This is a genomic window from Kamptonema animale CS-326, assembly GCF_028330895.1.
Lineage (GTDB): Bacteria > Cyanobacteriota > Cyanobacteriia > Cyanobacteriales > Microcoleaceae > Kamptonema > Kamptonema formosum.
The window spans coordinates 1-21,964 of the sequence record NZ_JAQMUA010000470.1 but is presented as its reverse complement, the minus strand read 5'-3'; the positions used below and the strand labels follow the sequence as shown (position 1 = coordinate 21,964).

The following is a 21,964-nucleotide window of genomic DNA, read 5'->3' as shown; positions in this document are numbered from 1 at the left end:
GCGCTACGATCTATTTTTCTTCTTCCTTCTACTGATTATCCTCAATTAAGTCTACAATTAAATCAAAACGAAAATTATTTACTAAATGCTCTAGGGCGCTAATAATGTGTGGATATTCCTTTCTAACTTGATTTAACAATATAGAAATTTGCTTTTCATCGAGTTCCGTAGCTGCTTGTTGTAGTTCTGCTGTCCAATTTTTAGGCATTAGTGCCATAGCTTCCCTTGTCAAAATTTCCCCCATTTCTGAGATAACTTGTCCCGACAAAAGCACATCGTTCGATTCGGGACGATCTTGATAAAGATAACGGACTTCCAGGTGTTTTGCCATCATTTCTAAGATAGCTTCATCTCGGAAAGGCTTGCGAACAAAATCATCACAACCTGCGGACAAAACCTGAGAACGCTCCTCTTCAAAAGCGCTGGCTGTAATCCCAATAATTACTGTTTTCTGACCTCTTAAATGCTCTTTATCTTTAATGTATTTGGTAGCTTCGTAGCCGTCCATCACGGGCATTCTCATATCCATCCAGATCAAATGCGGCTCCCAATTCGACCATAACTCAATAGCTTCTCGACCATTTTCTGCTTCGCACACCTCGAAACCAATGGCTCCGATCAAAGCAACTAATAGTAGGCGATTTTCATAACGATCTTCAACTACTAAAATTCGATAATTAGGCTGGTTTGGCGCTAAACCAATGACTTTTTGCTGGGGTTGGGAAGTTTGAATATCTGTCGCTTCTGCCATTAAAACTGGAATATCAAATGTAAATGCTGTTCCCTGCTCCAGAATACTCCTCACAGCGATATCTCCTCCCATTAGTTGCACAAATTTCTGGCTGATAGGTAAACCTAATCCAGTTCCTTGTTGAGATTTTCTACCTGTTTCTGTTTGGGTGAAAGCTTCAAAGAGTTGATTAATTTCTTCCGGGGAAATGCCGGGGCCTGTGTCTTGAACTTCAAACTGAAGACAGAAGGATGAAGAAATAGGGATGAAAGATGAAGGATAATTTATACTTTCTACCCGATCTGTCAGCTCTATTCGCTCGGAAACGCTGACATTAGTTGCCATTTCTTTATTCCTTACTCGCAAGGTGACACTACCTTTCTCTGTAAATTTTACGGCATTTCCCAAGATGTTGATCAAGATTTGTCGTAATTTACCTTCATCTGCTTGTACGTATTGGGGAACGTCGGGAGCAATGTCAAAGATTAAGTGTAAACCCTTAGATTGGGCTTTTAACCTGAGCATTTCTTCTAAACTGAAAAGCAAGCCAATTAAGTCAAAGTTGCTCAGATTAAGCTCTGCTTGTCCTGCTTCAATTTTAGACATTTCGAGAATGTCATTGATCAAATTAAGTAGGTGTTCGCCAGCACGATTGATAATGCCTAAATTTTCTTGTTGCTGTTGGTTTAGTGTAGGATCTCGACTCATAACTTGAGTAAATCCCAAAATCGCATTCAAGGGAGTTCTCAATTCGTGACTCATGGCTGCTAGAAATTCGCTTTTGGCGTGGTTGGCTGTGTCGGCGGCGATGGCAGCTTGTTGCAATGCCACTGACTGCTTTTGGGTCTGCGCTAGCAGTTCTGCCTGCTGCAAGACTACTCCTAATTGAGTTCCAATTTGAATCACCGTATTAATTTCTGCTTCGCTCCAAATTCGGGGGCCTGAATTTTGATAGCTTGCCAGTAACCCCCAAAGATTTTGACCGCAAAAAATGGGGACAATTATGTATGCTCTGGCTTGAAATTGCTCTAAAAGGTTGACATGACAAGGTGTAAATTCTGCGGTATAAATATCTTCTATTACTAGGAAATTAACTTTGTAAAAATTCGCTCCGCCATTGTTTTCTTGCAAATAAGGATCGGCTATGTTTTCAGAATTGCTAAGCAAGATTTTGAACGGCCAATTTTCGCGATCGAAATAACCATCTTTGAGATGGGGTTCGCCGTTTTGTTCCCGAAGGAGAGAAATCCAGCCGGGAGCCACAGACTCGGCGACAAAATTTCCGCTCCAGTCAGGGTTGAAGCGGAAGATGGCGGTGCGATCGCATTTAATTAGTTGCCGCAGTTCAAGGGCTACGGCGTTAAATATAGTGTCAAAATCTAATGTCTGCCGTATTTTTTGAATGATTTTAGCGATCGCTTTCTCCCGCTGGGCACTCTCCTGCAATGCTAACTCTGCCTGTTTGCGATCGCTAATATCTACCCAATAACCAACGCATTCAATGGGATTACCTGCTTCATCTTTCACCAGGCGAATGCGATCGTAAACCCAGCGGTAAGTCCCGTCTTTATGGAGGAAACGATATTCATAAGAGTCTTCTCCCTTCGACAAAATCACGGGAAATCTGGCAAAGACACCCTCAACATCGTCTGGGTGAAGATGACTTGCCCAAAAATTGCGATCCTCCAGAAATTCTCGCGCGTTCCATCCCGCAACCGCCGTGACATTTTCGCTTAAGAATGCAAGTTTGCCATCTGGGGAAGGTTTGATGCTATATATCACCGCAGGACTAGCAGCAAGTAAATGTTGCAAGCGTTCTTTTGCCGATCGCAATTCTGACTCAACTCGCTTATTCTCTGTAATTTCGACTACCACTGCTCCCAACCCAGAAAGTCGAGATTCCTGCTCAAAAATTGGAAAGTAAGAAACTACCCAGTCGCGAACAACACCTGGCTGACTAGGTACTTCACCCGATACTTCTAGATTGATAATCGCTTTGCCGGTAGCATATACCTGCTCATAGAGCGGTGTTAAAATAGGTGCAAGTGATGGCACAATTTCGGAGATAGTTTTGCCGATGTGATCTTGTATAGAAACTCCATTAATCTCTGCGAGGACTTCGTTGACTTGCAGGAATTGCAACTGACTATTTACAATCGCCATTCCCACAGGAGCGCAAGTAAAAAAGCCGTTGAGCCTAGCTTCCCGCAATGCTAATTCTCGCTCTAAAAGTTTGCGATCGGTGATGTCTATTACTGTACCGAATAGCCGCAAGACTTGACCTGACTCGCTTTGCAATACTTCGCCTCTAGCGTTAAGGTAGCGGCTCTCTCTGTCCGGCCTAATAATGCGAAAGTCGATTTCGTAGGGTTCTCCCAAAGCAAGGGCCCTTTCTACTACAGCTAGCCAGCGTTCTCGATCGTCAGGATGAATTTGTTGTATATGTTCTTCTAGAGTGGGGGTAGAAACTTGGGGAGCCAGACCAAAAATTTTCTTGAGTTGATCTGACCAAGTAATTATTTGAGTGCTAACATCAAATTCCCAATTACCAAGGCGAGCAAGGGATTGAGCTTGTTGCAACTGTTCTAGTAGTTTTGCTGCTTGTGCTTCTGCTTGTTTTCGCTCTAGTTCCGCAGCCGCACGAGCGGCAAATATTTTCAAAATTGACTCAATCCCTGCATCTTTAGCCATTGGCTTGATGTCTAAAACAGCTAAATGACCGAGGGCAGTTCCTTCGGAGTTAATTAGCGGAATTCCCCAATAACTTTCGACATTTATCTCCACTAAATATCGGTCGTTGGGAAAGAGTTGTTGCACGTTATGTTGATAGTAGCATCCTTGCCCTTGAAACACATTTTCGCAGGGTGTGCCGACAAGATCGTACTCGATGTTTTCAATCCAGTCAAAGCCATTCCAAAATGCTAATGTCTGCACTTTGGTTTTAGCAGGGTTGATAATCTCGGTGATTAAAGAGTAACGGACTTGTAAAACTTCGGCAAGATAACGGACGCAGTGGCGCAAAAATTCGGTACCAGTGGTAGAAGCTGTTCCTTCAACAATTAATTTTAGAGCTTCTTCTCTGTGTTTGCGTTCGCTGATATCAGCAACCCGAACTAGATAGATTTTCTGACCTATGACATCAATTTGCTTAGCTGCTAAGTTGCCCCAAAATATCTTGCCTTGTTTGGTTACATATTCCAGTTCGAGAGTGCAAAAACCGTTGATATCGATGGCTTCTAAGTCAGAAGTAAGGGCTTCTGGCTGATAATTGTGGCGGTGAAGTGTATGCCCTTGAATATTAAGTAATTCCTCTTTACTTTGGGCTTCAAACATTTCTACTGCCCGCTGATTGCAGTCGAAAATTAAGTTAGTTTCGGGATTTACTAGAAAAATAGCATCGGCGGCGGCTTCGACGAGGGCGCGATATTTGCTTTCGCTTTCCGTGAGAGCGATTTCTGCCGATCGCCGATCGCGGATTTCTTGTTGCAACTGGAGGTTTTGGCGGTTTTGTTCGATGCGGGCTTGTTTTTCTTGTTTTAGCAATTCTGCATGAGCGATCGCGATTCCCAGTTGAGCCGCGATCGCTTCTAAGAGCTCAATCTCCTCTGGCTGCCATTCCCGAAAGCGATCGCACTGATGCAATCCGATAATACCGTTCGGTTTGCCTTTGTAAGAGGTGCGGACGCTCAGCATCGACTTGAGGTTAAAATGTTCGCACAGCGCTTGAACTGTCTGCAACAGGGGTTCGCAGGTAACGTCGTTGGTGGCGATCGCCCGTTCTTGAGACAATACCTGTCTGGCGTGGGGATTGCCAGCAATGGGAATCTCCACAAATTCGATCGCAGGGTAGCTGGGAGTCCAATATTCCGCAGCCGTCAGCAATTTGGGAGTTGGCAACTCTGTATAGAAGAGAATTTGCGTTCGATCGCTATTAAAAGCCTTGCCCACAACGGCAGCGGCCGTCTTGAAGATTTGCTCTGAATCGATGTGGGAGCGAATTTGCTCAGTTATTTCTCTGAGTAGGTTACTGCGGTGAAGTTGTTTAGAAAGAGCAGCTTCTGCGAGTTGGCGATCGCGAATCTCCTGAGAAAGTAGCGCATTTTGCTGTGTCAATTGCTTTTGCAGCCTCGAAATTTTCAGTTGATTCTTCACCCGCACCAACACCTCTTCTGCCTGAAAGGGTTTCGTGATGTAGTCAGCACCGCCAGCAGCAAAAGCTTCCAACTGATCTAACATTTCACTTTTAGCGGTGATAAAGATAACGGGAATGTCGCGAGTGCGATCGTCTGCTTTGAGTTGAGTGCAGATTTCTCGACCTTCCGGCGGCGGCATAATCATATCCAGTATGATTAGATCGGGTCGTTGGGCCCGCGCCGCTGCCACAGCCCAGCGACTGTCAGATATTGACCTGACGATATAACCTCGCGCGCTCAAAAAGCTGTCGAACAAGTACAAAATATCCACGTTGTCGTCAACTACTAAAATATTTGCAGCCGCCGCAGTTTGATAGTCGCTCATTGTTTAATTTGGGCTTTTGGACTCAATCTCAAAAGGTGATATTTTAAAATTTTGGCTGGTTAAATAATAGCTAAATCAACTCTGGAATCATTTATTAATTTTTTTACGATCGTTAAAACTTTAACATATTCAGGACTCACCCAACACTAATAGTAATACCGTCCTCTGAGTGATGTGTTGTAACACCGAGATCGGAGTGGTAAGTAGAATGGCATAATTAAACGTAAAAGAGATCTCAAACAGGTCAGTGGAATCAACACCAACTTTTTTAATTTGTGATAAGATTTTTTTGGAAGCTGCCGCATCTAGGTGTTATAGCGAGCCAACTATACTATATTGCAGTTGTCGGGTGGTGAACTAGCAGACTGCGATCGGGATAGGCGTTATGGAAAAATTCGTAACACCAGTCGTCCACAGGGTTTTAATCAACCACCAAGACAGCAGTTGACGTTATGGATGCAGATCTCCCCTAAACCCCGATTTTGATAGAGTATATCTAGCATGAACAGCCAACAATCGGAAGCCCCATTAGGATACATTTTAATAGTTGACGACCAACCAGATAACCTGCGGGTTTTATCCGCATTATTGAGAAAGCGGGGGTATGAATGCCGCCGCGCCATTAATGGGCAACTGGCACTTAGAGCTTGTAACTCAAACCCACCGGATTTGATTTTACTAGACATAGTAATGCCTGCTGTAGACGGTTACGAAGTCTGCAAACAACTCAAATCAGACGAGAAAACCTGGGACATTCCAGTAATTTTCTTGAGCGCCAAAGGTGAAGTCTTTGAAAAAGTAAAAGCATTTGCCGCAGGCGGAGCGGATTACATCAGCAAGCCTTTTCACTCTGAAGAAGTTTTAGCTCGCGTAGAACATCAATTAACAATGCAAAGGCTGCAAAAGCAGCTCAAAGAACAAAATCAAATTCTGCAAGCAGAAATCAAGACTCGCTTAGGAGTCGAGAAAGTCTTGCAAGAGCAAAACAAAATCCTTCAAAAAGAAATCAGCGATCGCAAACAGGCAGAAGCAGCGCTAAGGGAAAGCGAGCGATTTACTCAGCAAATCGCTGAAGCCAGCCCAAATATATTATACATACACGACCTAATCGAGCAACGCAATATTTATATTAATGGTCAAATCCGCCAAGTTCTCGGTTATACTCCCCAAGAAATTCAAAATATGGGTTGTAAACTGTTTTCAAATCTAATGCACCCAGAAGATTTTGTCAAACTCCAAGAATATCACCAAAAAATTAAGAACTGCTCCAACGGCAATATATTGGAATTTGATTATAGGATGAAACATCAAGACGGTTCTTGGCGCTGGTTGAAAAGCCGAGATGCGATATTTGTCAGAACTCCCGAAGGCAAAGTCAAACAAATTCTAGGTACAGCGAGCGATATCACCGAGCAAAAGCAAACTGAAGATGAAATTCGTTTACTACTAGCAACAACTCAAGCGATTAATCGCTCCCTAGATTTTCAAGATGCTTTAACAGTAATTCTCGGTTTATTTTGTACCAGCATCGGATGGGATTTTGCCGAAGCTTGGATTCCTGCGGGTAGAGAGGGTACAGTTTTAGTGTGTAGTGAAGGTTGGTATGGCAGCGACTTATCACTTGAAGAGTTTCGGCGTTTTAGCAAAAGATTCACATTTGCATCAGGAATCGGACTACCAGGTCGTATTTGGTATTCTGGACAGCCCGAATGGATAGAAAATATTTGTGATTATAAGAATCCTATTTTCATAGGACGGACGCGCATCGCCGCAGCAATGGGGTTAAAAGCTTGTTTTGGCGTACCAATTTGTGCTAACGGAGTAGTTTTAGCTGTTTTAGTTTTCTTTAAGCGGTCAAAAAGCCTAAAAGATCGGCGTTTACTTGAGCTAGTAAATGCTGTGGCAACTCAGCTAGGTTCCCACATTCAACGCAAACAAGCAGAAGAAGCATTACAGCAGCAATTTTTGCGGGAGAGGCTAGTAGGAGCAAGTATCGAGCGGATTCGCCAGTCTCTTAAATTGGAAGAAGTGCTGAAAACTGCTGTGGAAGAAGTGCGTTATTTTTTGTCAACTGACCGCGTAGCAATCTATCACTTTAATCCTGATGGGATGGGGGCAATAGCTGTCGAGTCAGTAGGAGAGGACTGGATGCCGATTTGCGGGAAAGATATTCAAGACAATTGCTTTGTAGAAAATTATATTTCCCTTTACCAGGAAGGTCATATTTGTGCAATTGAAGATATTTATACTGCTGGTTTAAAGCACTGTTACCTTGATTTTCTCAGCAAATTTCAAGTTAAAGCTAATTTGGTAGTACCAATTTTGCAAAATAGTCAGGAGTCTGAATTTTATGGCAAAAGCTCCGGGTCAAAAATCAAAAATATATTATGGGGTCTGCTAATCGTCCATCACTGCAAAGGCCCTCGTGTTTGGCACTCATCAGAAATCGAATCCCTCAGACAGTTGTGCGTGCAATTGGCGATTGCCATCCAACAATCTACACTTTTTGAACAAGCGCAAATCGAAATCTCCGAGCGCAAGCAAGCAGAATTAGCCCTGCAACAAGCTAAAGAAGCCGCTGAAGCTGCCAACCGTGCGAAAAGCGAATTTCTTGCTAATATGAGTCATGAGTTGCGAACGCCTTTGAACGGCATTTTAGGCTATACTCAAATTCTGAAAATGCACGACAATTTAACTTCTCAGCAGCAGGAGAATCTCAAGACTATTCAAGACTGCGGCGGACATTTACTAACTCTGATTGATGACATTTTAGATCTCTCCAAAATTGAAGCGGAGAAAATGGAACTATACCCTACAGAGTTACATTTCCCTAACTTTATTAAAAGTATTAGCGATCTTTTCCAAATGCGAGCTAGCCAAAAAAATATTGCCTTTACTTGCGAACAATTCTCGCAATTACCCAGGAGTATTTACGCTGATGAGAAAAGATTACGGCAGGTTCTAATTAATTTACTAGGCAATGCAGTTAAGTTTACCAACAGCGGCGGTGTAACTTTTAAAGTCGGCTGTTTAGAAGGTGGAGAATGGGGACTGGGAATTATCAGTAACAACGAACAACTAACAACTAACAATTACCAATTCCCAATTATCAAAATTCGCTTTCAAGTAGAAGATACCGGCATCGGTATAGAAGCAAGTAAATTAGAAGAAATATTTTTGCCGTTCCACCAAGTAAGCGATCGCGCTTATTCTACTGAAGGTACGGGACTGGGACTATCGATCAGCCAAAAATTAGTCAAGATGATGGGGGGCGAAATCGGCGTTAAAAGTGCCTTGAGTAAAGGTAGCATTTTCTGGGTGGATTTAGAGTTACCGTTAGTCGAGCACAGTTGCCCGCTAGTGGAAGCAAAGGAAGTACCCCAGATTGTAGGTTTTGTAGGCCATAAGCGCAAAGTTCTAGTAGTGGATGACAATCAGGTAAATCGCGACATCTTACGAAATCTTCTTGAACCTTTAGGCTTTGAGATTATTGAAGCTGCCAATGGTAAAGAATGCCTGAATAAGGCTGTAGAATTCAAGCCAGATGTAATTTTAATGGATTTAGTAATGCCAGTAATGGACGGCTTTGAAGCTACCAGGCGGTTGCGGCATTTACCAGAACTAAAAGATATAGTTTTACTCGCGATTAGTGCCAGTGCTTTCGATAATAATAAACTCGCTCGTTTATTGGGAAGTAGTGATAATTTTCTGATCAAACCGATCGAAGTAAAGCAGCTTTTAGACAGATTACAGTTACGTCTAGGATTAGAATGGATTTACAAAGATCGAGGTGGAAAAAGAACGAGTAAGGATGAACTGATGGATTCTTTTCAGACTGCATACTATTTACAGAGTGAGCCTTTTATCTCCACATCAACGGAAACATCTTGCTTTCTTCCACCTTCTAAAGACTCAATCGCTGCTTTGTTAAGCTCAGCGGAAATCGGCGATATCGAAGAAATTTTGGAGGAAGCTGCTAGGCTGGAAAACTTAGATAATAAATTAGTACCATTTGCCAGTCAGATGCGCCAATTAGCTAAAGGATTTCAGCTCTATAAAATTCAAAAACTACTTCAGGATTATCTGGCACAATATTAATTAAGCCTGTTCATTTTTTCTTTCAACTCAATCACCAATTAAATTTAAAATGACTGATAAAAAAACAAAAAAAAATATTATACTCATCGTAGACGACAATCAAAATAATCTGGATGTACTTTTCGATTTATTGAAGAAGTCCGATTTTAAGGTCTTAGTAGCTCTCAACGGCGAAAGTGCAATTAAGCAAATTGAACGCATTCGTCCTACTCTGATTCTCTTGGATGTGATGATGCCAGGAATTGATGGGTTTGAAACTTGCCGTCGGTTGAAAACCAATCCAACTACCCAAGACATTCCAGTAATTTTTATGACTGCACTTTCTGAGACAGTCAATAAAGTCCAGGGTTTTCAAGTAGGTGCTGTTGATTACATCACTAAGCCATTTCAGTATGAAGAGGTATTAAGCAGAATTAACACCCATCTAACTATCTGCAATCTACAAAAGAAACTTCAGGAAAAAAATGCAGAGCTGAGCGAGGTCAACAACAACTTAGAAAAACTTGTCGAACAAAAGACTAAACAACTGGTTCAACAAGAAAAAACAGCTATCATTGGGCGGTTAACCCAAGGATTATTTCACAATTTAAGAAATCCTCTTCAAGTTATTTTAACTACTGTTAATCTGATCGAAACAAAAGCGCAAGAAACTGAAGATCTAGTATGTTTGAAGTATAGCGGGTATATTAACACTGCCGTTAACCAAATAAATGAGATCGTAAATACCCTAATGCTCAAAAGCAGAAGAGAACAAGAGCAAGATTTAAAGCCGATTAATATCAACGAACTTTTGCGGCGCGAGATTCAATTATTAGAAGCTGATTTCCACTTTAACTCGACCATTAAAAAGAAATATATATTTGACGAGCAAATAGCCAGTATTCCTTTAATATATTGTCATATTTCCCAGATATTTCACAGCTTGGCTGAGAATGCAATTGATGCGATGTGGGGAGAAAGACTTAAAGAACTAACTATTATTACTAGGCAAGACGATCGCCGAATCTACATAGATATTCAAGATACCGGTTGTGGAATTGCATCTGAAAATATGTCAAAAATATTCGATCCTTTCTACACAACAAAGTTAGCAAATTACGAAGATAGGGAAGCAGGAGTTCCTACAGGCATTGGACTAGGACTTTATACTTGCCTTGAACTTTTAAAACCTTTTAAAGGAGAAATCGCCGTCAGCAGTAAAGTGGAAAAGGGTAGCGTGTTTACGGTTATTTTACCCAAACAGCTTGAGGAGTAATTAGGAGTGAGGAGTCACAGGGGAGGATGGGGGGATGGGGAGCAACTTAATCAATTAAAAATTAAAAATGCAAAATTAAAAATTGTGAGATTTAATTTTGAACTTTTAATTTTGAACTTTTAATTAATCGGAGGGTAGGATAGGGAGGAATTGAAGAATTTTTAGGGACTAGCGCAGCTTCTGTTAAGCTATTCTAAGTCCCACTAATAGCAAAACCCTATTAATGCTAATAAAATTCGCGCCAATTAGAGCGAGATACTTTACTAGGTTGCTCTAGCTCTTGAATTTTATCAACTGCATCTTGATAATACTGAGTTTTGCCTTGTTGCTGATAGATCTCTGCGGCTTTCTTAAAATCTGCGAGTGCTGCTTCCTTTTCTTTAAGGTAGCGGTGAATATTACCGCGATTGTAGTAAGCTTCGCCTAAATTAGGATTAAGCCGGAGGGCTTGGTCGTAATCGGAGAGTGCATACTGATAATTTTTTAATGCAGAGTAAGCCAGGCCTCGATGTAGGTAGCCGATCGCATAGTTAGGATTGATACGAATTGCCTGGTTGTAATCAGCGATCGCTCCCTGAATATCGCCTTTGCTCGCACGAGCTAAACCTCGGTTACTATATATTCCAGGCTCGTTAGGATTGAGGCGAATCGCTTCGGTGAAGTCTTCAATCGCTCCAGAGTAATCGCCTTTTAGTAACTTATCTACACCTCGGTCAAAAAATTGGTCGATGCTCTTTTGAGCAGTAATTGTGGGCGATAACTCAGCTTTAACAGCAGAAGGTAGTCCGCTTAAAGCTGCAATGATTCCTAAAAAAGTGATGGCTTTGTATATAGATTTCATGGTTTTTGTACTCTGTAATATTGTGGTCAGATAGAAGAATTTTAGACCGATGGTATTCGGCTCATTTGAATATATATCTCACCCTAGAGCCACTTATGCACTATATGTTGTAAAATTTAAACTCTAAAGTCTAAAATCCTAAATCGCCATGTCTTTTGTCGGCCTCCACATTCACAGTGACTACAGCCTGCTTGATGGAGCATCTCAGCTACCGCCCCTGATAGACCGAGCGGTAGAGTTGGGTATGCCCGCGATCGCGCTTACAGATCACGGAGTTATGTACGGCGCGATCGAACTTATTAAAGTTTGCCGTAATAAAAATATTACACCCATTATTGGCAATGAGATGTATGTAGTCAATGGCGATATTTCTGTCAAAGTTAAAGGCAGAAAAAAATACCATCAAGTTGTTTTAGCTAAAAATACTCAAGGTTATAAAAATTTAGTTAAATTAACTACCATCTCTCACTTACAAGGAATGCCAGAAAGGGGTCTTTTTGCCCGTCCTTGCATTAACAAAGAACTATTGGAACAATATCATGAAGGTCTGATCGTCACCAGCGGTTGCAGAGCAGGTGAAGTCCCCCGCCTGATCGATCTAGGTAATCTAGAAGAAGCTCGGAAAGTAGCAAAATGGTATAAAGATTTATTTGGCGATGATTACTATTTAGAAATTCAAGATCATGGTTTCTGGGAAGACAGGATTGTGAATATTGAGCTGGTAAAAATTGGTAAAGAACTGGGCATTAAAATAGTTGCTACCAATGATTCCCACTTTACAGCTTGCAGTGATGTCGAAGCTCACGATGCTTTGCTGTGCATTCAAACTGGCAAACTGGTTGAGGATGAAAAGCGGATGCGCTACAGCGGAACTGAGTATTTGAAATCTGCTGAAGAAATGGCGCAACTATTTAGAGATCATTTACCAGATGATGTCATCAAAGAAGCAATTGCTAACACTTTAGAAGTCGCTGGTAAAATCAAAAAATACGAAATTTTTGACGAACCTCGCATTCCCACCTATGAAATCCCCGCAGATCACACAGCAGATACTTATGTAGAGTATGTTGCATGGCAAGGACTACTAGAACGATTTAACGCCAAAGAACGCAAAGAAATCAAGCCAGTTTATAAAGAACGGCTGGAATATGAATTAAAAATGATTCAGGACATGGGTTTTTCTACCTACTTTTTAGTAGTTTGGGACTACATTGATTATGCTCGCAGAAATAACATTCCTGTTGGGCCAGGAAGGGGTTCGGCCGCAGGTTCTTTAGTTGCCTACGCTATGAAAATTACCAATATTGATCCAGTACATCATGGGTTACTATTTGAGAGATTTCTTAACCCAGAACGTAAATCTATGCCAGATATCGATACAGATTTCTGCATAGAAAGACGAGATGACATGATTAAATATGTCACGGAAAAATATGGTGCTGAGCGTGTAGCTCAAATTATCACTTTTAACCGCCTAACATCCAAATCTGTATTGAAAGATGTTGCCAGAGTATTAGGCGTTCCTTACAAACGAGCCGATGAAATGGCAAAGTTAATCCCTGTATCGCGGGGAAAACCGGAAAAATTAGCGGTAATGATTTCAGAACAAACGCCAGCACCGGAGTTTAGACAAGCTTATGAAGAGGAGACACTTCAAGCTAAAAATAACGATGGAACTGAAGAAAAAACGATTGCAGTTCGCCAGTGGCTTGACATGGCAATTCGGATTGAGGGAACGAATAAAACCTATGGCGTTCACGCGGCTGGAGTCGTGATTTCCGCGCAGCCATTGGATGAAATTGTACCGCTACAAAGGAATAATGAGGGGGCTGTAATTACGCAGTATTATATGGAAGACTTGGAATCCCTCGGTCTTTTAAAGATGGATTTTTTGGGCTTGAAAAACTTAACTATGCTTCAAAAAACCGTTGAGTATATTAAGCAAACAAGCGATCGTGATATTGACCCAGAAACGTTACCTTCTGATATAGAACGCAAAGCCCAAGAAGCTTTTCTTACTTGTAAAAAATTACCCGAAGATGTTTCTAAAACCTATAAATTATTAGCAAAAGGCGATCTAGAAGGAATTTTTCAGTTAGAATCTTCTGGGATGCTTGATGTAGTTAAGAAACTGAAACCCTCTTGTTTAGAGGATATTTCTTCAATTTTGGCACTTTATCGACCCGGGCCGCTGGATGCAGGTTTGATTCCCCAATTTATCGATCGGAAGCATGGAAGAGAGTTAGTTGAATACGATCACCCGCTGTTAGAGCCGATTCTCAAAGAGACTTATGGAACGCTTTGCTTTCAGGAGCAAATCATGCGTGTTGCTCAAGATTTAGCTGGCTATTCTTTAGGTCAAGCTGACTTGTTACGCCGCGCAATGGGGAAGAAAAAAGCTGACGAAATGCAGAAGCAGCGAGAAACATTTATCGATGGTGCGACTAAGAATGGAGTCAGCCAAAGAATTGCTGAAAAGTTATTCGAGCAGATGCTTCAATTTGCTGAATATTGCTTGAGCTATGACACGGAGATATTGACGGTAGAATATGGCCCGATGTCTATTGGCAAAATTATTGAGGAAGAGGTAGAATGCAGTGTATATAGCGTTGATAGTAATGGTTATGTTTATACGCAAATGATTGCACAAAGACATCACCGAGGTAAACAAGAAGTATGGGAGTATTCTCTGGAAGATGGTTCAATAATTAAAGCGACAAAAGATCATAAGTTTATGACTGATGATGGGCAAATGCTGCCCATTGACGAAATCTTTGAAAAAGGATTAGATTTAATACAAATAAAGGGCTCTTTATTGCAAGAAGATGTTTGTTGACTACAGAAAAATAAACTCTGAACAAAAGCTACAAATTATTGCCGCTTTCAAGCATGGCATGGAATGCCGAGATATTCCCAATTATCTTAAGGTTAGCGAAAGATGTGTTTCTAGGGTTTTAAAGGAAGCTGGAGTTAATACTAACTAGAAGAAGACATAGCAATTTTTGGATAGGTTTATATGGCGAAAATTGGCTTAATTGCCTTTAACTATTGCCAAGAGTGGGTAGAGTCTATGATAGGTTTGGTATGTCCCAAGACTTACTATTGCATAATTTTGGGGAATTGGTATAACCCTCTTTATCGCTTTAATGAACCATTCCCCCGCCCCCAGCAGACTTCACCTTTTTAAAGAAGATTACCGCAATTCCACTTAATAGCAAAGCAATCCCCACAAAGTAAAAACAATCATTAAAAGCCATCACATAAGCTTCCCGGCGAACGATATTAGAAATAGCTGCGATCGCCTGATCTTGCGCCACACTCAAATCCGAGCCTCTACTCACAAAATACTGAGTCATTTGATTAAGTCTTGCTTGCGTTTCCGGGTTATATAACGATACAGAATCACCCAATTGATTCGAGTGAAATTGTTCTCGCCGCGTCACCAAAGTTGCCAAAGCAGCAATCCCCATCGAACCCCCTAAATTTCGCATCATATTAAACAATCCCGAAGCAGAACCCGCCTCTTGTTTCTCCATACCAGCAGTTGCAATCGTCGAGAGAGGAACCATAATTAAAGGCTGTCCCATAGCCCGTACTAATTGCGACCAACGCAACTCATTGATACCATAGTCGTGAGTCATATAAGCATTCATAAAACAACTCACCGCAAACAAACTAACTCCCACCCCAATCATCAGCCGCATATCAACACGCTGCATTAATTTGGGCACCATTGGAACTATGAATAATTGGGGGACTCCCGCCCACATAATCACCTCACCAATTTGCATAGAATTGTATTGCTGAATCTGACCTAAATACAGGGGTAAAATGTACACAGAACCGTACAATCCCACCCCTAGCGATACATTCACAATACTTGCTAAGCCGAAATTCCTCCGCGTCAGCAAGCGCAAATTAATAAAAGGTCGTTTCCGAGTCAGTTCAATCCAGAAAAACAGGCTCAAGAAAATAACAGAAATGATGCTTAAACGCACAATTAAATCAGAACTAAACCAGTCTTTCCGACTTCCTTCTTCTAACACAACTTGGAGCGAACCTAACCCAATTGCCATTGAGATAATTCCCCACCAATCTCCCCCTTTTAGCAGTTGAGTTTGCAGTGGTTGAGGGTCAACTGCATACCACACAGCAGCTAGCAAAAGCATCCCCGGAATTAAGTTTAAATAAAAGACATATTCCCATCCATAATTCTCCGTCAGCCACCCTCCGATGGTTGGCCCAATTGACGGTGCAAAGGTGGCTGTAATCGCAAACATTGCCATCCCAACTGGTACTTTTGATGGTGGCAAATTAGTCAGCAAAAATGTGAAAGCCATCGGGATTAAAACACCACCTGTGAACCCTTGTAAGGCGCGGAATACAATCATTGAATTCAAATCCCACGCCCAAGCACAGCAGACCGAAAAGAAGGTAAATAAGGCCGCATTGACCAATAAATACAACCGGATCGAAAATACCCGCGATAGCCAACCCGTGAGAGGAATTACTACAATTTCGGCTACTAAATAAGATGTTGAAATCCAAGAACCTTCCTCTAAGGTTGCGCCCAAGGAGGCTTGAATATCTCTGAGGGAAGCATTGGTAATTTGAATATCTAAAACTGCCATGAAAGCGCCTAAAATGGTTCCCATTAAACCAATCCAAGTTTTTAAGGGAACGCGATCTTCGGATGGCTGCTGTTGAATCATCTTGGTATTAGCCATTGTTGACACCTATCTAGAGTTGCTGTGAGAAACTAAGTAGAAGGAAGAAGGAAGAAAAATTTAGTTATCTATGAGAGAAGGAAGAATGTTTATAAAGTCGGCTTTTTAGCCATCCTTATCTTATGTTTAATTAGGTGGATTTACTTAATAAACCCATTTCCCTATAAATTGGTCTAACTAAGCGCCTTAACGTTGGTAACTGCTTAGCAAAAATAAATGAGCTAAAAATACAAATCATACCTCCAATCATTAATGTATTAGGAGCACCGATATAATTAGCTAATCCACCAGCAATTAAATTGCCAAAAGGAGTAGCGCCAAATAATGCCATCGCGTAAATACTCATTACCCGCCCCCGTTTGTCATCTTCAACTATTGTTTGTAAAAAGGTATTGCTTGATGTAACATTGAGGATAAAACCAACGCCAATTACCAACATCATTATTAATGAAAGCCACAACTGGCGGGAGGCAGCAAAACCTATGAGCCCTAAACCCATAATGGCGGGCGAAATAGCAATTAATTTGCCTAATCCTAGTACACTTTTTCGCGTACTCAAATAAATCGCAACCGATAAGGCTCCGATTCCTGAAGCTGCCATTAAAAAGCCCAAAGTTTCCGGGCCTCCATGTAGAATGTTGGTAGCAAAAATTGGCGCTAGAATTGTATATGGCATTCCAGCAAAGCAGACTAATGCTAATAATATTAAAATCGAACGTATGGGATGAAAACCAAAGACATAAGCAAATCCTTCTTTCAATCTTTCTAAGGGATTAGTAGTAATTACTGCTAGTTTCCGAGGCTTAACCTTCATCGCTAACAAACTTGCAATGACGGCGATGTAGCTGAGACCATCAATTAGAAAACAGTAACCTGGCCCAACGTTGGCTATTAGCAATCCTCCAATTGCAGGCCCGACTAATCTTGCTGCATTGAACATCGAAGAATTGATCGCGATCGCATTTGCTAAATGTTCTTTCCTTTCTACCATTTCGGGTACAAAAGCTTGACGCGCTGGCGCATCAAAAGCGGTAATTGCACCTTGACAAAAACTGAGGATAACTATCTGCCAAATATTAATCGCTCCTGTTAGTGCCAAAAATGCTAGTGCTAATGACTGGATCATAGCAAGTATTTGAGTAATAACTAGAACTCGGTGGCGATTCCACCTATCTATTAAAACTCCGGCAAATGGAATTACAATCAAAGTGGGAAGTTGACCAGCAAATCCAACTACACCTAGTAAAAAAGCTGATTGGCTTAAATGATAAACTAACCAAATTGAAGCGATTTGTGTCATCCAATTGCCAATTAGAGAGATTCCCTGTCCGGCGAAAAATAGGCGGTAGTTTCTAGAACGTAGTGCTGGGGGAAGTGCGATCATTGTTAATTGTTAGCGGTTAGTGGTTAATTGTTAGTGGTTGGCTTCTGTTATTGCGTTGGCGTAGCCTGCGCGTAGCGCTTGACGTTGTGAAGCAATCGCAAGGTAGTGGTTAGTTATTGGTTTTTGTCATTGCGAACGAAGTGAAGCAATCGCACGGTATCCGACTCAATACCTATATAGATTATCTATCATTCTTAGCAAATTTAAGCACAATTGCAACAGGGCTTACGCATTGTAACGACAGGATTGGGGTTTGAGATTGCTTCCTTTAACTGGCAATTACAGAAAATGGTAGAGGATGCGTAAGTCCTGTTGCAAAACTAACCTTTACAGGACTTATGCACTCAATGAAAGAAACCGGGTTTTTTGACAAAAATACTTCGTTGTGACCACACATTCTATCAAAAACCCGGTTTCTACGACGACCTGCGTAAGCCCTACTTTAGCAATCCCGAATCGATCTTCAACTATTGCGATTGCTTCGCTTCGTAAGCGCTACGCGCAGGCTACGCCAACGCAATTACAATTAACAGTTAACAGTTAACGGTTAACGGTTAACAGTTAACCGTTAACTAACTATTTAATTTCAACATTGACAACAGCAGACATTCCCGGTGCAATCCGCGATTCATATCCTTTGACACTTTCGCCATCAAACACAACTTTTACTGGAATCCGCTGCACAATTTTTGTAAAGTTGCCAGTAGCATTATCGGGAGGCAATAAGGCAAACTGAGAACCTGATGCTGGTGAGAAACTATCGACCCGACCCTCAAACTTATGATTGGGGAAAGCATCTAATTTAATTTCTACTTTTTGACCGGGTTTCATGTTAGTCAATTGCGTTTCCTTAAAGTTAGCTGTCACCCAATACTCATTACTAACGATCGCCATTAAAGGAGTTCCCGGTTGCACGCGCTGACCAACTTCTACAGATTTTCGTCCGATAACTCCAGTAGCGGGGGCGGTGATATTGGTATAGGAAAGTTGCAGTTGAGCATCTTTGAGGGTAGCTTCTGACTGCGCGATCGCACCTAATGCTGCATTGTACTGCGATCGATTGACCTGGGTTTGCTGACCAGTAGCTTGAGCCTGTTGCAATCCGCCTCTAGAAGCTTCTAATTTTGATTGAGCCGAAGTAATCCCCTCTTGCGCTTGGGCGACTTTCGCTTCGGCGCTGGCTATCCCAACTCTGGCTTGGGCAACTTTTGCCTGGGCTTGGTTAACACCTTCCTTGGCTTCAGCTAATGCTGCTTGGGCTGTCGCTACGCCTTGTTGAGCCTGTGCGACTTGGGCCTTAGCTTGTTCGATTCCCTGTTGGGCGGCGGTTTTTTGGGCAACGGCGACATCGTAGGCTTGGCGGGCTGTGTCTAGTTGTTGACCTGCGATCGCGCCTTCCTTAAATAGTTCATTGTAGCGTTGCAAATCTGCCTTAGCCTTTGTCACCGTCGCCTCGGCTTGGGCTAACCTCGCTTGCGCCCCAGAAACTCCCGCTTGGGCTTCCCTAACTCTCGCTTGGGCCTGGGGAATGCCTGATTCTGCTTGCGTCACCTTCGCCTGGGCTGCTGGGACTCCGGCTTCTTCTTGGGCGACAATAGCTTGGGCTGCGGGTACGCCGGCTTGGGCTTCTCTGAGAGCGGCTTGAGCAGTGCCGATCGCTGCTTGGGCCGTTGAGATATCCCCTTGAGCTTGCGTTGTCTTACCTTGGTTGGTTTGAGAAGCTAGAGACACGCTCGATTCCGCCGCTTGAGCTTGACGGCGGGCGCTTTCTAAAGCGGCTTGGGCTAACTGGACTTTAACCTGGTAGTCGCGGGGGTCAAGTTTGACTAACAGTTGTCCCGGTTTTACTTGCTGGTTGTCGGCTACGAGTACGTCGCTGACAGTCCCGTTAATACGGGTGCTGATTTGGTGGATGTGACCGGAAACTGTGGCGTTTTCCGTCTCGATATGGGCGGAGGCGTATTGCCAGTATCTATACCCAAAGGTGCTAGCGGCGATCGCACCTATTCCTAATATTCCTAAGATTAGTAAGTTCGGGCCGCCTTTCTTCGGCTGGTCGGCTGGGGGCTGTTTTTGCTCTGTTTCGGTAATGGGTGCAATCGCTGTCTCAGTCTCGATCGCAGGCATTTTATCGCTGATATCTGCAACGCCGACATCTGGCTTTTCTAGAAGGGCGACTCCTTTTCCTTTGCCGTTGAGTTCGGCGGCATTGATTTCTTCGTTAGGGCGTTGCATTGTGGTTCTCTCCTGTATTTACTAAGATGTCGTTTGTTTAGAATGCGTAGTTTTACGGTATTAAGGCTGCTTTTGTTTAGAGTACGTAGTATTAGAGGATTAGTTAGAGTTTACAAAGAGTGAGGGCGGCTAGACTTCTTTCATGAGGATGATTTGAGGATTAATTTAAATCTACAAGAGGTGGCAGCGGTTGCACTTCATCCATTAGGGTGATTCGAGGGAGGAAATCTGCTTAGGAAAGATTGGCGATCGCGCGATCTATGAGTTCTGAGAAGAGTTCGCGATCGGCACTCGAAATTCCGGTCATAGCTTGTTCGCGGATACCGATCGCGATCGGTGGGAGTACGTCTTGCAGTTCCCGGCCAGCTTGAGTCAGCCAAATCCGCCAAATACGGCGATCGTTGGGATCGCGTTCCCGGCGGACTAGCCTCCGTTCTTCCATGCGATCGATCACCCCTGTTAAAGTCCCCCCTACCTGTTGCAGTTTCTCGCCAATGCTGGAAGTGGGGAGGCCGTCTTCTTGCCACAGACAGCACAACACTAACCAATGAAAAGGCGTTAAGCCAAAGGGTTCCAGCCGTTCTTGAAACCTGCGCCCGCTGAGTTGGGCCAGCAGCTTGATCCGGTAGCCGATGCTGTGGGGGGCGAGAACGTCGTGCCACTGGCTCGGAGGTTTGCAATTAATAGTAGATGTAGTAATCATTTAGAATTTACTTTGTGTTCGTACTATTAGTGTAAGGTGCTTTTTCCCGATTGTCAAGGGGTGGGGAATGAATTTTGCAGCAAATAATTGTAGCGGCTTCTGAGTAATTGTAATAAAATAAGCAATTAAGTGTGGGTAATAGCATTATTTATTTTAGATTTTTTACTAGGTTAGTATAGGTTGTTTGGTGACAATCAAGTAAGTTTCCATCTTACTTATAGGTAATTTCAAACTGGCAGAAGTCACAGCGATCGCACGGCAATTCGATCTGATGCTCTAAGTCGTTGAATTCGATCTCCCCAATCAGAAAACCAACTACATCAAGGTAACTGAGTGAGATTCTCGTCAGGTGAGGAGTGTGGGTTAAGGAGCTTACCCGGATGCGATCGCCCATAGTCGAGATCCAAAATGATTTCCAGAGCAAACTCTTAGACTCTCTCGCTAGGGTGTCAACAAACTTAAGTTTTATAGTACTCTTCGACACCCTTTATTATTAAGGAAGAACAATTTAAAAAAAATCGCCATTCTTAGGGAGGATTTAGGGTAATTTCCCGCTCTCAAATTCATCAGGATTTCCACAGATAACCTTGGGATTTGCGCTTTATGTCTCAACCGAATTCAGCACCAGCGTAGCGTTTGATCCGCCTTAAGAAAGAGAAAATTTATTTGAAGACTCATTATTCTTAATAGAGAGCTAAATCTAAATAATCGAGATAATAACCTGAAGGTTTCAAAACGCACCTTGGGGGGGATTGTAGTGTTATATAAATATCTAGCAAAACCCTATCTAGTGGTGGTTTTCAACTCGATAAACTCTATTTAGAGAGATAAAAGTCGTCGAAAGGACTAAGTAAATAGCCATAGAAAGTAGCAATTAACAGTAGAGGAAAAAACCATGAAAGCAGTTTGTTGGCTAGGTACTAACAAAGTGGGAGTCGAAACAGTACCCGATCCCAAAATCCTTAATCCACGGGATGCTATTGTCAAAATCACGACAACAGCCATTTGCGGTTCTGATTTGCATTTGTATGACGGCTACGTTCCCACAATGGAACAGGGAGACATCCTGGGTCATGAGTTTATGGGGGAAGTCGTAGAATTGGGTAATGCTGTTAAAAATGTGAAGGTAGGCGATCGCGTCGTTGTGCCATTTCCGATCGCCTGCGGTGGTTGTTTCTTTTGTAAACAAAAGCTAACCTCACTGTGCGATAACTCCAACCCCAATGCTTGGATGGCAGAAGCAATCATGGGGTATTCCCCAGCCGGTCTGTTTGGCTACTCCCATATGCTGGGAGGTTACGCAGGGGGACAAGCCGAATATGCCCGCGTTCCCTTTGCTGATGTTGGATTGTTCAAAATTCCCGATGGACTGGCAGATGAACAAGTCGTATTTCTGACCGACATCTTCCCCACTGGCTATATGGCGGCGGAAAACTGTGATATCCAACCGGGTCATACTGTCGCGATTTGGGG

At 42.5% G+C, this 21,964-nt stretch carries 10 protein-coding genes; 4 read left to right on the top strand and 6 right to left on the bottom strand.

What is annotated here, in order from left to right; all coding sequences use genetic code 11:
* Window positions 1-28: 28 nt before the first annotated feature.
* Window positions 29-5,248: a response regulator gene (locus tag PN499_RS27565; RefSeq protein ID WP_272036555.1), complete on the bottom strand. Its 5,220-nt coding sequence runs from the start codon at window positions 5,246-5,248 to the stop codon at window positions 29-31.
* Between the two features lie 501 nt (window positions 5,249-5,749).
* Between PN499_RS27565 and PN499_RS27560 the strand changes: the two genes are divergently transcribed.
* Together PN499_RS27560 and PN499_RS27555 are read left to right on the top strand one after the other, a co-directional pair.
* Window positions 5,750-9,346 (top strand): response regulator, encoded by a 3,597-nt coding sequence (locus tag PN499_RS27560; RefSeq protein WP_272036554.1) that lies wholly within the window; start codon window positions 5,750-5,752, stop codon window positions 9,344-9,346.
* 49 nt (window positions 9,347-9,395) lie between these two features.
* Complete coding sequence (locus PN499_RS27555; RefSeq protein ID WP_272036553.1) at window positions 9,396-10,601, top strand: hybrid sensor histidine kinase/response regulator; 1,206 nt, start codon at window positions 9,396-9,398, stop codon at window positions 10,599-10,601.
* Between the two features lie 226 nt (window positions 10,602-10,827).
* Here the strand turns inward: PN499_RS27555 and PN499_RS27550 are convergent, their stop codons facing one another.
* Window positions 10,828-11,442 carry a tetratricopeptide repeat protein gene (locus PN499_RS27550; protein WP_272036552.1) on the bottom strand — a complete coding sequence of 205 codons (615 nt, stop codon included), beginning with the start codon at window positions 11,440-11,442 and terminating at the stop codon, window positions 10,828-10,830.
* 148 nt (window positions 11,443-11,590) lie between these two features.
* On the opposite strand from PN499_RS27550, the gene PN499_RS27545 reads away from it, so the two are divergent.
* Entirely contained in the window at window positions 11,591-14,278 is a 2,688-nt protein-coding gene (locus tag PN499_RS27545) for a DNA polymerase III subunit alpha (RefSeq protein ID WP_272036551.1), read from the top strand.
* Window positions 14,279-14,585: 307 nt separating this feature from the next.
* Here the strand turns inward: PN499_RS27545 and PN499_RS27540 are convergent, their stop codons facing one another.
* The 4 genes from PN499_RS27540 to PN499_RS27525 form a co-directional block, all read right to left on the bottom strand.
* A complete protein-coding gene (locus tag PN499_RS27540) occupies window positions 14,586-16,169 on the bottom strand; it encodes a DHA2 family efflux MFS transporter permease subunit (protein WP_272036550.1) in 1,584 nt (527 codons plus the stop codon).
* Window positions 16,170-16,299: 130 nt separating this feature from the next.
* Window positions 16,300-17,553, bottom strand: coding sequence for an MFS transporter (locus PN499_RS27535; protein ID WP_272036549.1), 1,254 nt, complete (start codon window positions 17,551-17,553; stop codon window positions 16,300-16,302).
* A gap of 576 nt (window positions 17,554-18,129) precedes the next feature.
* Window positions 18,130-19,788, bottom strand: a complete 1,659-nt coding sequence (locus PN499_RS27530) for an HlyD family efflux transporter periplasmic adaptor subunit (RefSeq protein WP_272036548.1) — start codon at window positions 19,786-19,788, stop codon at window positions 18,130-18,132.
* A gap of 232 nt (window positions 19,789-20,020) precedes the next feature.
* The gene (locus tag PN499_RS27525; protein WP_272036547.1) at window positions 20,021-20,491 is read right to left on the bottom strand and encodes a MarR family winged helix-turn-helix transcriptional regulator; all 471 of its coding nucleotides are present in this window, start codon (window positions 20,489-20,491) and stop codon (window positions 20,021-20,023) included.
* An 895-nt stretch (window positions 20,492-21,386) separates the two neighbouring features.
* On the opposite strand from PN499_RS27525, the gene PN499_RS27520 reads away from it, so the two are divergent.
* On the top strand, window positions 21,387-21,964 hold a 578-nt coding region (locus tag PN499_RS27520), incomplete at its 3' end, for an alcohol dehydrogenase catalytic domain-containing protein (protein WP_272036546.1).